This window comes from Peteryoungia wuzhouensis (assembly GCF_003205195.1).
Lineage (GTDB): Bacteria > Pseudomonadota > Alphaproteobacteria > Rhizobiales > Rhizobiaceae > Allorhizobium > Allorhizobium wuzhouense.
In genome coordinates, this window is record NZ_QJRY01000001.1 from 911,099 (window position 1) to 925,574 (window position 14,476).

Annotated in this window: 7 protein-coding genes; 3 read left to right on the forward strand and 4 right to left on the reverse strand. The window is 63.6% G+C overall.

Annotation, left to right across the window (positions count from 1 at the left end; genetic code table 11):
* Nucleotides 1-5: 5 nt before the first annotated feature.
* Nucleotides 6-1,466, forward strand: coding sequence for a serine/threonine protein kinase (locus DMY87_RS04515; protein ID WP_110790047.1), 1,461 nt, complete (start codon nt 6-8; stop codon nt 1,464-1,466).
* A gap of 26 nt (nt 1,467-1,492) precedes the next feature.
* On the opposite strand, the gene DMY87_RS04520 is transcribed toward DMY87_RS04515, so the two are convergent.
* Entirely contained in the window at nt 1,493-3,208 is a 1,716-nt protein-coding gene (locus DMY87_RS04520; protein ID WP_110790048.1) for a GH32 C-terminal domain-containing protein, read from the reverse strand.
* Between the two features lie 151 nt (nt 3,209-3,359).
* Between DMY87_RS04520 and DMY87_RS04525 the strand changes: the two genes are divergently transcribed.
* Entirely contained in the window at nt 3,360-4,397 is a 1,038-nt protein-coding gene (locus DMY87_RS04525) for a glycerophosphodiester phosphodiesterase family protein (RefSeq protein WP_245408816.1), read from the forward strand.
* Nucleotides 4,398-4,460: 63 nt separating this feature from the next.
* Here the strand turns inward: DMY87_RS04525 and DMY87_RS04530 are convergent, their stop codons facing one another.
* The 3 genes from DMY87_RS04530 to DMY87_RS04545 all read right to left on the reverse strand — a co-directional run bounded on the left by DMY87_RS04530 (nt 4,461) and on the right by DMY87_RS04545 (nt 10,055).
* Nucleotides 4,461-6,677: an FAD-dependent oxidoreductase gene (locus DMY87_RS04530; protein ID WP_110790049.1), complete on the reverse strand. Its 2,217-nt coding sequence runs from the start codon at nt 6,675-6,677 to the stop codon at nt 4,461-4,463.
* Nucleotides 6,678-6,857: 180 nt separating this feature from the next.
* Nucleotides 6,858-8,066 (reverse strand): acetyl-CoA C-acetyltransferase, encoded by a 1,209-nt coding sequence (locus tag DMY87_RS04540; protein ID WP_110790050.1) that lies wholly within the window; start codon nt 8,064-8,066, stop codon nt 6,858-6,860.
* Nucleotides 8,067-8,261: 195 nt separating this feature from the next.
* Entirely contained in the window at nt 8,262-10,055 is a 1,794-nt protein-coding gene (locus DMY87_RS04545; RefSeq protein WP_110790051.1) for an acyl-CoA dehydrogenase C-terminal domain-containing protein, read from the reverse strand.
* A 395-nt stretch (nt 10,056-10,450) separates the two neighbouring features.
* Here DMY87_RS04545 and DMY87_RS04550 point away from each other — a divergent pair, with 395 nt between their 5' ends.
* Complete coding sequence (locus DMY87_RS04550; protein WP_110790052.1) at nt 10,451-14,299, forward strand: peptidoglycan-binding protein; 3,849 nt, start codon at nt 10,451-10,453, stop codon at nt 14,297-14,299.
* The last annotated feature ends 177 nt before the right edge of the window (nt 14,300-14,476 follow it).

Genomic DNA, 14,476 nt, shown 5'->3' on the forward strand with positions numbered 1-14,476 from the left:
GACATATGGCACGGACACGCATCGAGGAAGGTGACGTCATCGACGGCTTCACCCTCGGCACGCTCGCCCATACCGGCGGGATGGCGAAGCTCTATGAGGTGACCCATCCCGATCATCCAGGGCCACTTCTCATGAAAGTGCCGCGCATCGGCTCGGGCACCGATCCGGCGACCATCGTCGGCTTCGAGATGGAGCTGATGATCCTGCCGAGGATCAGCGGACCGCATGTGCCGCGTTTCGTGGCGCGCGGCGATTTTTCGCGCCAGCCCTATATCGTCGTCGAACGCCTGCCGGGAAAATCGCTCTATCCGCTGCTGGAGCGCCTGCCCTGCTCGCAGCCGGAAGTCGTCGAGACGGCTTCGAAGATCGCAACGGCGCTCTCCGACCTGCATCGACAGAAGGTCGTTCACCTCGACATCAAACCGTCGAACATCTTGTTTCGCGATACCGGCGAGGCGGTGCTGGTCGATTATGGGCTCGCGCGGCATCTCGAGCTGCCGGACCTGATGGACGAGGAGTTCCGCCTGCCTTACGGCACCGCGCCCTATATGGCGCCGGAACAGATCCTCGGCGTACGCTCCGACTTCCGCTCCGATCTCTTTGCGCTCGGCGTTCTGATGTATTTCTTTTCGACCGGTCGGCGGCCGTTCGGCGATCCGCAGCGGATGAGCGGTTTGAAGAAACGGCTCTGGTGGGATCCGCCGCCGCCGCGCGAGCTCAACCCGATGGTCTCCAAGGCCTGCCAGGAGATCATCCTGCGCTGCCTGGAGGTCGATCCGGCCCGGCGCTACCAGTCGGCGGCACAGCTCGCCCTTGATCTTGGCGATCTCTACAATGTGCGGCTTACCGCGCGCGCGGAGAAAACCAGCCGGGACGGCTGGCGCAAGGTGGTGAAGCGCATGCTGAACCCCGATCCGATCGAGCTGATCAAGCCGAAAGGGGCGGCCGCGATCCTCGCCTCTGCGCCGATCGTCATGGTGGCGATCGATCTCAATGCTGCGAGCCAGGAGCTGGCGGAAGCCTTGCGGGAGACGGCCAAGCGCATCATCCGCAACACCCCACATGCCCGCATCGCCTGCGTCAACGTGTTGAAGATCGCCCGCATCGCGCTGGACGACGATCTCGATGCCGAAGGCAATAGCAAACACGTCATGCGACTGGCCGCGCTGAAGCACTGGGCCGCACCGCTCGGCGCCGACGAGTCGGACATCACCTATCACGTTCTGGAAGCCGTCTCGCCGGCCCAGGCGATCCTGACCTTCGCCCGCGACAACAATGTCGATCATGTGGTGATGGGCGCCAGGGCCAATTCGACGCTGCGGTCACTGATGGGTAGCGTCTCCGGCGAAGTGGCAGCGTCTGCGCCGTGCTCGGTCACGGTGGTGCGGGTGCGCGGGGCGAGTGCCTCCGTCGCGACTCAGACGGAGGCGACAGACGCCGAGACCGCTCTTGCCGGCCATGCGTGAGTGCCAGTTTCAGGCCGCCCAATGCCCTATAGCCGAAGCGACCACACTGTCGCCTGCGTCACGGCCCCCGGTTCGGCGATGAGCCGCAAGGCCCGCACCGGTTCGAACCCGGCAATGCGTTTCGTGCCGGCCAATCGCCCGCCGTCGGCAAAGACCTCCAGCGAGCCGTAGTCGAGAAACACGCGCACACGCTTCGCCCCGGCGGCCTTCGCGATGTAGCGCGGCCCCGGAGGCTCTTCCGTCCGGTCGAGGAAGCCATGCAGGATCTCCAGTCCCTCGCCATGCTGGGAGAGCCCCAGGCGGACCTCCGGATGGTCGAATTCGAGCCGGAATTCCGATCCTGCCTCGGCCAGTTCGAAGACGATCTCGGCAGCACCATGCGGCAAGGACACCACCTGCCCCGCGACCAGTCGCGTGCGGTCGATCATTCGGGCCCTCAAACTTTCAGCCGCCCCGATCGGCGGGGTCAAAAGTTCGTCGCCGTCCAGAGACAGCGTGCGCGGCAGGCTCATGGCTGACGGGAAATCGATCGTCGGACCGGTGTCGGCCCAGTTGCCGAGCCAGCCGATGCCCACCGGCGTGCCGCCATCAACGAAAGCCTGGAATGCGTAATTGTCGGTCCCGAAGTCGAGCTCGCGGCCAAAGGACTTGGCGAAGCTGCGGCCATCAAACCAGCCTATGTCGATCATCGTGAGATTGCGCCGGCCGGTTTCCTTGTCCTCGCCGTTCATCAGCCCGTAGATCAGTGCCCAGCGCGTTGAGGGATCGCGGGCGTCGCCGTCCACCGGCAGGAGGCAGGGGCATTCGAGCGCCGATGTTTCGTAACGCGTCTCGGTGTAGAGCTTCCCGACATAGGTCCACCCCCCGGCGGCCGTGTTGTCCGTCGTCTCGTAGAGCAGCACCACACCCCCTTCGGCACTCTGGCTGCCGAGCAGCATCTTCCAGAGCCCGTCGGGACCACGAAACACGTAGGGGTCGCGAAAATCGAAGGTCAGACCTTCGCCGTCCGGACGCCGGGGCAGCAGGACATCTGCAGCCCCGGCGCTGAAGAGATCGGCGGATGTCGCTGTCAGCTGGATTTCCTGCTCCGGTATCCGGTCGGCAATCTTCTCGGTGAAGAAGACACGAAGCCCCGGCCCGTCCGGCCTTGCAATCGCAGATCCGGAAAAAGCCCCGCCGCGTTTGTCCGGGCGGACCGACAGTTCCTCCGAGGGAAAGAGAAAGACCGGGAGATGGCGCCAACGCAAATAGTCCGGCGAGACGGCATGGCCCCAATGCATGTTGTTCCAGATGCGGCCGTGCGAATAGTGCTGGTAGAACAGATGCGGGCGTCTGCCGAAACGGCCAAAACCGTTCGGATCGTTCATCCAGCCGAAGGGCGGGCGGAAGTGATAGCCGTCGGGCAGATCCGGGGGTTCGTTGGCCGGGTTGGTGTGAACGACCGTAATGCCGGTTTCCAGCACATCCGACGGCGTGAACCAGTAGGCGACCGAGAGTGACGTGATCGCCGTATCATAAGCGAGGGTGACGATCCCGCCACCGAAGACGTGGTAGATGCGGAACGAGTTTTCTTCGGCGTTGATCGCCTGCACCTCACCGAACTTTCCGTTGACACTGTAGAGCGACACGGAACCCGGTTCATCCAGGGTCACCGCCTTCAGCCAGAGATGCAGCACGGCGTTGACGGGAAGCTCCATCTCGATCGCCTTGTGTCCGCTCGGCACTCCGCTGATGGCTGGCATATGCTTCTCCCTTCCGTGTCACGTCCGTCGTTGAACGGCGTCGCGTGGCGCGCTGTTCCATCGCTGCCTGTCACAGAGGCTTCAGAAAACCGTCACCGGCACTTCATCCGAACCACATAAGGCGACAGGACGACCCTGAAAGATCGGAGCCATGCTCATGCGTCTCGCCGTTCTCGTCCTCGGCCTTCTGCTCTGCCTCGTTACCGGTGCGGCCAGCCTTGCGCCAATTCCGCCATCGAACCGGGTGTCCCTCATCCACGACCGGCTGCTCAACGCCAATCTCAACCGTGATCATGTCATGGTCGTGGCCCACCGCGCCGGATGGAAGAAAGACGGCGTCATCATGCGCGCCGAGAACTCCTTTGCCGCCATCGATCACGCCGTTTCCATCGGTGTCGAGATGGTCGAACTGGATGTGCGCCGCTCGAAGGACGGTGTTCTGGTTATCATGCATGACGAAACGCTGGACCGCACCACCACGTGCCATGGAAAGGTTGCCGACCACACGCTCGGCGAACTGCGCGCGTGCCAACTCCTCGTCGAAGGACAGCGCAGGTCAACCGAAGAGCATGTGTTCACGCTCGAAGAGGCCATGCTGCATGCACGTGGTCGGATCATGATCAACATCGACAACAAGATCGAGCCGGAAGCGCTGGTCGAAGTCGCCGATATTGCCCGCAGCCTCGGCATGCCCGATGGCGTTTTGCTCAAGCTGGCTGTCTGGGATGCAGACCGGCTGCAACTGGCCCGCGACATCCGCCGCGCCATCGGCCCCGACATCGCCTTCATGCCGATCCTCGCCGACGATGCGGTCACCGAGCCGGCCTTCATCGACCGAACGGAGTCGTCAATCGGGGCGCCGGCTGCCGAACTCGTGCATTGGCACCGCGACGCATCGCAGCCGATCACTGCGGATGGCGGGCCGCTTCTGTCGCCTTTGGCGCGGGCTGCCGCCATTCGCAACAACGCGCATCTGTGGATCAATACCTATCCCATCACAGACCGCCCTGAAGGCATGGTGGCTGGCGGGCGTGGCGATTATCTCGCGCTGAAGACCGGACGTCCCGAAGATGTCTGGGGCTTCTTCGTCGATCGGGGTGTGACGATCATCCAGACGGACGAGCCGGAGGCTGTCATCGCCTGGCTGGAGCAGGAAGGGCTGCGCCGGTCATATGAGCTGACCAACTGATGATGCCAAACAAAAGGCGGCCCGAGAGCCGCCTTCTTCAATCTGTTGCGTGACTTCAGGTCTTCAGGCCGCCTTGGCGGCTTCACCATAGGGATTGAACCGGCCGTAGAAGGTTTCGCCCTTGGCGGCCATGTCCTTCAGGAGCGGCGTCGGGGTGAAGTGCGGGCCGTAGTCCTTGGCGAGGCGTTCGCAGAGCTCCACGAAGGTCTTCACGCCCATGCCGTCGATGTAGGACAAGGCGCCGCCGGTGTAAGGCGCAAAGCCGAAGCCGAGGATGGAGCCGACATCGGCTTCGCGCGGATCGGTGACGATGCCTTCCTCGACGGTGCGGGCGGCTTCCAGCGCGATGGTGGCGAGGAAACGTTCCTGCAGGGTCTTGACGTTGACGGCTTCCGGCTTCTGCTGCGGGTAAAGATCCTTCAGGCCCGGCCAGATGTGCTTCTTCGCGGGCTTTGCCGGGTAATCGTAGAAGCCTTTGCCGTTCTTGCGGCCGAAGCGTTCTTCCTTCTCGACCATGCGGGCAACAAGTTCCATGTGGCGCGGATCGACAGCCTTGTCGCCGAGATCGGCAACAGTGGCTTTCAGGATCTTGTAGGAGAGGTCAATTGCCACTTCGTCGTTGAGCGCCAGCGGGCCGACCGGCATACCGGCGAACTTCGCGGCATTTTCGATCATGACCGGCGGTACGCCTTCGATGAGCATGTTGTAGCTCTCGGCCATGTAACGCAGGACGCAGCGGTTGACGAAGAAGCCACGGGTGTCGTTGACGACAATCGGGGTCTTCTTGATCGCGGCGACGTAGTCGAGGGCGACGGCGAGCGCCTTGTCGCCGGTTTCCTTGCCGAGGATGACTTCGGTCAGCATCATCTTCTCGACCGGCGAGAAGAAGTGGATACCGATGAAATCAACCGGGCGCTTGGAGTTTCCGGCGAGACCCGTGATCGGCAGCGTCGAGGTGTTGGAGGCGAAGATCGCACCTTCCGGCAACACCGCCTCGACCTTCTCGATAACGGCCTTCTTGACGTCACGATCCTCGAAGACGGCTTCGATGACGAGGTCGGCATCGGCGAGCGTGCCGTAGTCGTCAGACGGCGTGATCAGTGACAGAAGCTTGTCGCCTTCGTCCTTGGTCAGCTTTCCCTTACCGACAGCACCGGCAACGAGGCCTTCCGAATGGGTCTTGCCCTTAGCCGCGGCTTCCATATCACGGTCGATCAGCACGACATTGATGCCGGCCGCAGCGGTCACATAGGCGATCGAAGCGCCCATGAAACCGGCGCCGACGACGCCGACCTTCTTGATCTCGGACTTCGGCTGACCTGCCGGGCGGCGGGCGCCCTTGTTCAGCTCCTGCATCGAGACGAAGAGCGAGCGGATCATCGAATAGGCTTCGGTGGTCTGGACGATCTCGGTGAAGTAACGCTGCTCGATGCGAAGGCCCGTGTCGAACGGCACCTGCAGGCCCTCATAGACGCTCTTCAGGATCGCAAGTGCTGCCGGATAGTTGCCAGCGGTTTCGCGGCGCAGGATGGCGGAAGCGGCCGGCCAGAGCTGGGCCGCCGCCGGGGTCCAGATGCCGCCGCCGGGAACCTTGAAGCCCTTTTCGTCCCAGGGGGCGACCGGCTTCAGACCGTCCTTGATCATCTGCTTGGCAGCATTGATGAGTTCGCCGGGCTCGACGACCTGGTGCACGAGGTTCATCGCCTTGGCGCGTGCGGCCGACAGCGTCTGGCCCGTGGTCATCATCTGCAGGGCGTCCTGCGTGTTGGCGAGGCGAGCGACGCGCTGCGTGCCACCGGCGCCGGGGAAGATGCCGACCTTGACTTCCGGCAGGCCGATCTTGACCGACTTGGCATTGGAGGCGACGCGGCCATGGCAAGCGAGCGACAGTTCGGTCGCACCACCCATGCAGGTGCCGTTGATGGCGGAGACCCAGGGCTTGCCGTTGGTCTCGATCTTGCGCCACAGCCAGGTCATGCGACCGGCGGCGTCAAAGAGCTTCTGGACGGCGGCTGCCGGGTTTTTCGCCTTTTCCTCTTCGAGCATGGAGAACATGCCCTTGATCATGGTGAGATCGGCCCCGCCGGAGAAGGACGACTTGCCGGATGTGAAGACCACGCCGTTGATGCCGTCATCGGCAACGGTCTGCTCAAGGATCTTCTCGATCTCGTCCATGACTTCGACGGTGAAGACGTTCATCGACTTGTCGGGCATGTCCCAGGTGACGAGGGCAATACCGTCTGCATCGGTCTCAATGGTAAAGTTCTTGTAGGTCATGATGGGATTCCTCTTCCCTGAATTTCTTGGCGTAAATTGCCCCTCATCCGCCTGCCGGCACCTTCTCCCCGCAGGCGGGGAGAAGGCGGGTGCCGCTACGTTTCCGGTCCCCCTCGCCCCGTTTACGGGGAGAGGGTGCGCCGAGCGAAGCGGAGGCGGGGTGAGGGGCTTTCATGCAAAGCCTCAAACGCGCTCGATAACCGTGGCCGTGCCCATGCCGGCGCCGATGCAGAGCGTGACCAGCGCGGTGTTCAGATCGCGGCGTTCCAGCTCGTCCAGCACCGTGCCGAGGATCATCGCACCGGTGGCACCGAGCGGATGGCCCATGGCGATCGCGCCGCCGGCGACGTTCATCTTCGAATGGTCGACGTTGAAATGCTGCATGAAGCGCAGGACGACGGCGGCGAAGGCCTCGTTCAGTTCGAACAGGTCGAAGTCAGAGATCTTCATGCCGGTGCGCTTCAGGAGCTTTTCGGTCACATCGACCGGGCCGGTCAGCATGAGCGCCGGGTCGGAGCCGATATTGGTGAAGGCGCGGATGCGGGCGCGGGGCTTCAGGCCCATCGCCTCACCACCAGCCTTAGAGCCGACGAGGACGGCGGCAGCACCATCGACGATGCCAGACGAATTGCCGGCGTGGTGGATGTAGTTGATGCGCTCGATTTCCGGATGGGCCTGGATGGCGACAGCTTCAAAGCCGCCCATCTCGCCGGGCATCTGGAAGGAGGGCTTGAGGCTTGCCAGCGACTGCATGTCGGTGCCGGGGCGCATGTGTTCGTCGCGGTCGAGAATGACGAGGCCGTTGCCATCCTTCACCGGGATGACGGACTTGGCAAAATTGCCGGCAGCCCAGGAGGCGGCGGAGCGCTTCTGGCTCTCGACGGCATAGGCATCGACGTCGTCGCGGGTGAAGCCATATTTGGTGGCGATCAGGTCAGCGGAGACGCCCTGCGGCATGAAATAGCCTGGGAAGTTGACCGAGGGGTCCATGTACCAGGCGCCTCCCGACATGCCCATGCCGACGCGGGACATCGATTCTACACCGCCGGCGATGACGATGTCGTCCGAGCCAGCCATGACCTTGCCGGCTGCGAGGTTGATCGCGTCGAGACCAGACGCGCAGAAGCGCGAGATCTGGATGCCGGGGGCGGCGAAGTCGTAACCGGCCTCGAAGGCGGCGGCCTTCGGTATCACGGCGCCGGCTTCCATGACCGGATCGACGCAGCCGAAGATGATGTCGTCAACGGTGGATGTGTCTAGGCCATTACGGTCGCGCAGCGCTTCCAGCGTCTTGGCGGCCAGGCGCGGGGTCGGCACTTCGTGCAGCGATCCGTCCTTCTTGCCGCGCCCGCGGGGCGTGCGCACGTGATCGTAAATGAAGACTTCAGTCATCGTCTCTCTCCCTTGGGCGCACAGGGGCGCCTTGATCTTGACGGGGCGATGCCCCTCATCCGCCTGCCGGCACCTTCTCCCCGCAGGCGGGGAGAAGGAGGAACCCTCATAGGCCGCGTGGACCGTTACCCATACCGCAGCGGCGGCTTCCCCTCTCCCCGCATGCGGGGAGAGGGTAGGGTGAGGGGCAAAAACTCAAAACGCCTCAGCGGCCATTTCCATCAGGCTGTCGGCGCCGGTTTCGATGCGGGCCTTGCGCAGGGCCGTTTCCGGCATGACCTTCTCCATGTAGAAGCGACCGGTCAACAGCTTGTTCTTGTAGTAGTCGGCATCGCCCGAACCTGCGGCCAGGTTATCGTTTGCCGCCTTGGCCATCTTCGCCCACATGTAGCCGAGCACGACGAGGCCGAAGAGGTGCATATAGTCGGTCGAACCGGCACCGGCATTGTCGGGCTTGGCCATGGCGTTCTGCATGAACCACATGGTCGCAGCCTGCAGGTCGTTCAAGCCCTTCTTCAGGCTCTTGGTGTAGGCCGACAGGTTCTCGTCCGAACGGTTCTCCTCGCAGAAATCGCCAATTTCCTTGAACAGCGCCATCACGGCGCGGCCGCCGTTCAGGCCGAGCTTGCGGCCGACGAGGTCGAGCGCCTGGATGCCGTTGGCACCTTCGTAGATCATCGCGATGCGGGCATCGCGGACATACTGGCTCATGCCCCATTCTTCGATGTAGCCATGACCGCCATAGACCTGCTGGGCCATGACGGCATGGTCGAAGCCCTTGTCGGTCAACACGCCCTTGAGGATCGGCGTCATCAGGCCCAGCACGTCGTCGGCGAGCTGCTTTTCAGCGGCGTCGCCCGAGCGATGTGCGATGTCGGATTTCAGCGCCGTCCACAGCGTGAAGGCGCGGCCCGCTTCGTTGAACGCCTTGATGGTCAGCAGAACACGACGAATGTCCGGATGCACAATGATCGGGTCAGCCTTCTTTTCCGGCGCCTTGACGCCGGAGAGAGAGCGGCCCTGGATGCGTTCGCGGGCATAGTTGGCCGCGTTCTGATAGGCGATTTCGGAGATCGAGAGGCCCTGCAGACCGACGCCGAGGCGGGCCTCGTTCATCATGACGAACATGGCAGCTAAGCCCTTGTTCTCGGCGCCGATCAGATAGCCGGTCGCCTCGTCATAGTTCATCACGCAGGTGGCGTTGCCGTGGATGCCCATCTTGTGCTCGATGGCGCCGCAGGTGACCGTGTTGCGGGCACCGACGGAGCCGTCATCGCCAACCATGAACTTCGGCACGATGAAGAGCGAGATGCCCTTGGTGCCCTCAGGTGCGCCTTCGATGCGGGCCAGCACCAAGTGGATGATGTTGTCCGACATGTCGTGTTCGCCGGCCGAGATGAAGATCTTCTGGCCGGAGATCTTATAGGAACCGTCACCGTTCGGAACAGCCTTGGTGCGCAGCAGACCGAGGTCCGTGCCGCAATGGGGCTCGGTGAGGTTCATCGTGCCGGTCCAGACACCCTCGACCATCTTCGGCAGATATTTCTGCTTCTGCTCGTCGGAGCCGTGTTCCAGGATCGCGGCGATTGCGCCCTGGGTCAGGCCCGGATACATCATCAGCGCCATGTTGGCCGACGACATGTATTCACCGACAGCCGAATGCAGGGTGTAGGGCAGGCCCTGGCCGCCGTATTCGGCAGGCACTGCGAGGCCCAGCCAGCCACCCTGACAATAGGCGTCATAAGCCTGCTTGAAGCCCTTCGGCGTCTTGACCGAACCATCATCCGAACGGACGCAGCCTTCCTGGTCGCCGGAGAGGTTGAGCGGGAAAAGCTGCTCTTCCGCGAGCTTGGCCGCCTCGCCGACGATCGCCTCGATCATGTCGGGGGTCGCATCCTCGAAGCCCGGCAGGTTGTTGTACCGCTCGAGACCAAGGACGTCGTTGAGAATGAAAAGCGTGTCGTTTACGGGGGCCTTGTAGACAGGCATCGGTCATCTTCCTCCAAAGACTTCGGTTCCGACGGGATCGGACTGTTCCGGCTTATACAAATAATTGACGTGCGCGTAAACGTCAAAATTTACGGGTCGCTTGTTTTTCGGTTCTCGTCCCGCAGCCCCCCTCCTCCACAACAGGCTGCCTGAACCGGCTTGCGCCGGGCATATCGAACGGAACGCAACGCACCCGTTTTCCAATTTTTAAGCATGACTTAACGGCTTGTTTACCATGTTTCATGAAAGGTTGCGTTTGAAAGCCGATGATCCGGCCGCGATTCCCACCAAGCCCAGCAAAGCCGGGCTCTCCGGCGGGAGACGGAGGACGAATTCAGCGGCACCGGACGCATCGGGGGGCGCATCCCTCCCCGCATCATGAAGCGAGCAGAACCATGAACGGATCTCGATCCTCCTCTCCGCGCCCCGGCAGCCCATCCTCGCTGGATGCGTTGAGCCGTACCATCGAAGGGCTCGAGGCACGGATCGAGGGCCTGATGAACCAGTCGGGCGCCCGGGCCGCAGTCCCGGAAGCCCAGCCCCGCCCGCTGCCTCGCCCTCGCGTGGAGGAACCCGCGCGCCGCGTCGATCCGCTCGCCGAAATCCGCCAGCGTCAGAAGGCGCTGGAGGAAAGCCGTGCGCTCAGCGCCGATCGCGGCAGCCTGTACAATCGCGGCGACGAACAGCCGCCCCGCATGGCCGTGCGCACGCCGCCGCTCTCTGAGCCGCGCCCCGGATTCAGCACCCGCAGCGATGGTCGTGCCACCGCCCCGATCGCGCCCAGCCCGGCGCCCCTTCACGATGTCAACGATGCCATCGCGACCCTTCGCAAGGAATTGCGCCAGGACGTGACAGAAACCCTCACACGCGAGATCGCAGGTTTGCGCAACGAGATGCGCGCCATCCGGGCGATTGCCGAAGAACACCGGCCGCAGGACGACATGCGTGCCGACATCGCACGGCTGGCGGACAGCATCCAGCAGCTCGACACCTCCCGGATGCCGGGCACGGATGGGCTGAAGCAGGATTTCAACGCGCTGCGCTCGCTGATGGACGGGCTTGCCCGCGAGGAGAGCGTTCAGCGCATGGAGCAGCGCTGGAGCGATGTCGAAGTGCGCTTCGACGAAGACACCGGCGCCATGCGCGACGAGATCATCCGGCTGGCCGACCGCCTCGATGAGATCAAGACCCAGATCGGCACCATGGGTGACAGCCGAACCATCCGGGCGCTCGAAGACAAGCTGATGACCGTGGCCAGCGCGCTGGAACACATCGGCGCACATATCGACCCGAACGAACGCATGGTGATGGAACAGTTCGCCGGCCTCGATCTGCGCCTTGACGAGATTACCCGCGCGATCGCCGCCAATAGCCGCACGAGCGGCACGGCCAACGACCCGGCCACATTCCACCGGCTCGAAGAGCGACTGGTCGGGCTTGCCCGCCAGATTGAATCCCTGTCTGAGCGACGCATGCCCGAGGCGGATTCCTCGCAGGAACTGGCCGAGCGGCTGGAAATCCTGACGATGCGGATCGAACAGCTCTCGGCCGAACAAGGCGCCGTGCGTCTGGAGGAACGGCTGGACCAGCTGTCCTACATGCTGGAACGTGGCCAGGCACCGGCTGCGGCGCCGGAACTGACCGGCTACCTCGCCGACATCTCGCGCAAGATCGATGCGCTGGACAGCGGCGCCGGGAATGACCGTCTGGCAGATCGGCTGGAGATCCTTGCACGCCGGATCGAAGATCTCGATGCGCCGCATGCGTCTGCCGTCATCGATGACAGCGCCCTGCGCAATCTCGAGGACCGGCTGAATGCCGTCGTCGACCGGCTGGAGGAAACCAGCGCCACCGTGCCGGGTAGCGAAAGCGCCAGCCTGCGCGGCCTTGAAGAACAGATCGCACATCTTTCCGCTTTGATCAGCCAGCCTTCCGCCGATCCGGAAGTGGCTGGCCGGATCTCCGCGCTGGAAGACTACGTCGCGACCAGCGACGAATACATCATCGAGGCCGCGCGCCAGGCCGCCGAAACGGTGATGGCGAATTTCACCCAGCGCAACATTCTGAACGGCGCGGCACAGCCCGCCGATCTCTCGGCGCTGACGGCGCTCTCGGATCACCTGAAGCAGCTTGAGGACTATTCCCGCAATTCCGAGGAGCGGACTCACCGTACCTTCGAAGCGCTGCACGACACGCTGGTACAGATCGCCGGACGCCTCGACGAATTGCACGAATCCTCGCAGCGGCAGGATTCGGCTGTCATGTTCGCCCAGGCACCGATTGCAACCGCGCAGCCGGCACGCCGCACCGATGCACAGGCCCCGGCTGCCAGCGTCAAGCCGCCGGAAATGCCGGAGCCTGCCGCTGCTCCTGCCCATCCGATCGACCAGGAGCTGCTGGCAGCTGCCGACGATTTCGCCCAGACGATGACGGCAATGCCCGTCATCGATGCGGCGCGCGAGAAAAAGGCTTCCAAGCCCAGCCTGCTGGCCGGGCTCGGCAAGAAGCTGATGCCGGGGAAGAAGGCAAAGGCGGCTCCGGTCGCGAAGGCAGAAGCCCGCCAGGTCGTCGATCCGGCGCCATCGCTTGATGCCGCCGACGTGCTGCCACCCGACGAGGCGAACGAACTGCTGGAACCCGGTTCGGGCGCACCCGATGTGCGCAAGATCCTGGAACGCGTACGCGCCAGCCAACAGGCTTCGAAATCCTCCGGTTCCGAGCCGGAAAGCGGCGACCGCACCGACTACATTGCCGCCGCACGCCGTGCCGCCCAGGCCGCCGCGATGGAAATGAACAAGACGCAGAAGGCCAGCCCCTCGGCCAAGGCGTCTGCAAAATCCGCCGGTCAGACCAACGGCAAGGGCAAAGCAGCGACCGAACACGGTCAGTCATCGCTGTTTGCCCGCTATCGCCGGCCGATCCTGATGGCCGTCGGCGCGATCCTGCTGGCTGCCATGGCGATGCCGCTGGTCAACACGCTGACCAGAAGCGATGCACCCGCCACTGTCGAAGACGTCGCGCCGGACGAAAATGCCCTGGTGACGCCGCCTGCCGAGCCGACCGCCTCCGACAATGTCAGCGAAATGGCACCAGCAACCGATGCGGCCGGACCGAATGCCCGCGAGGCCACGGCCGCTGAAGCCACGGAAACGCCAGCCGAGGCAACAGAGCCTCCTGCCGCCGCCGTCGCTTCGCCGTCCACCGCCCCTGTCACGATCACCGCTGCCGCGCCGACCAACCCACCGGTCAACGCGTTGATGGCTCCCGCCGCGACCGCGCCTGCCCAGACACTGGACAATACGTCCGCGCCGGCAATGGCATCGACCGCACCCTCGGCACTTCCGCAACCGGCCGCCGTCTCCGTCGCCGCTGCCGCACCGGCAGCGGAAATTGTCGTGCCGGCCGAGATCACCCCGCCGTCCCTGTCGATCGCGGCAAAGAATGGCGATCCGCAAGCGCTGTTTGAAATCGGCGCGCGCTATACCGAGGGACGCGGCGTCGCCAGCAATTTTGCCGAGGCCGCCAAATGGTACAAACTCTCGGCTGACAAGGGCTTTGCGCTGGCGCAATATCGCCTGGCCAACTTCCTGGAGAAAGGAACCGGCCTCGCGCCTGACATCAAGGAAGCCAAGCGCTATTACGAACTGGCGGCAGCCGCCGGCAATGCCAGCGCCATGCACAATCTCGCGGTCATCTATGCCTCCGGCAAGGATGGCGCGCAGGACTATGCCAAGGCGGTCGAATGGTTCGGCAAGGCTGCCGAGCGCGGCGTTTCCGACAGCCAGTTCAACCTTGCGATCCTTTTTGCGCGCGGCAATGGCGCGGCGCCGGACCTCGTCCAGTCCTACAAATGGTTCGCAATCGCGGCAAAGGGAGGCGACAAGGACGCCGCCCAGAAGCGAGACGAAGTGGCCAATGCCATGAAGCCGGACCAGCTGGAGCGCGCCCGCGCCGAGGTCGATCTGTGGAAGGCGACGCCGCTCGAGCCGGATGCGAATTCCGCGAATATCCCGGATGAATGGGCCGGCAAGGGCCTGAAGACCGCCAGCATCGACATGAAGAAGGCGATCCGCAACATCCAGGCGATCCTGAACAAGAACGGTTTCGACGCCGGCAATCCTGATGGCGTGATGGGTGCCAAGACCGTGACGGCAATCAAGGCCTTCCAGACCTCGATCGGCGCGGAGCCGACAGGCCAGGTCAGCGACAAGCTGGTCAAGGAATTGCTGGCCCGCAACAAGTGATCGCGCCGTCACAAAAGACGTAAAATCCTTGCCTATGCAGGGATGCTGAATTGACTCGCGGGATATGCGGGCGCAAGAAGGAAATGCCGAGGGATCAAGTGCGATCAAGGACTTGATCCCTTCGAACTGATCCAAAAACGGGGCCGCTCAGGTCCGAACGAGATCCGCGCCGAAAGC

Coding starts and splice junctions, on each gene's coding strand:
- DMY87_RS04515 (WP_110790047.1), top strand. CDS start 6: ATGGCACGGACACGCATCGAGGAAGGTGACGTCATCGACGGCTTCACC.
- DMY87_RS04520 (WP_110790048.1), bottom strand. CDS start 3,208: ATGCCAGCCATCAGCGGAGTGCCGAGCGGACACAAGGCGATCGAGATG.
- DMY87_RS04525 (WP_245408816.1), top strand. CDS start 3,360: ATGCTCATGCGTCTCGCCGTTCTCGTCCTCGGCCTTCTGCTCTGCCTC.
- DMY87_RS04540 (WP_110790050.1), bottom strand. CDS start 8,066: ATGACTGAAGTCTTCATTTACGATCACGTGCGCACGCCCCGCGGGCGC.
- DMY87_RS04545 (WP_110790051.1), bottom strand. CDS start 10,055: ATGCCTGTCTACAAGGCCCCCGTAAACGACACGCTTTTCATTCTCAAC.
- DMY87_RS04550 (WP_110790052.1), top strand. CDS start 10,451: ATGAACGGATCTCGATCCTCCTCTCCGCGCCCCGGCAGCCCATCCTCG.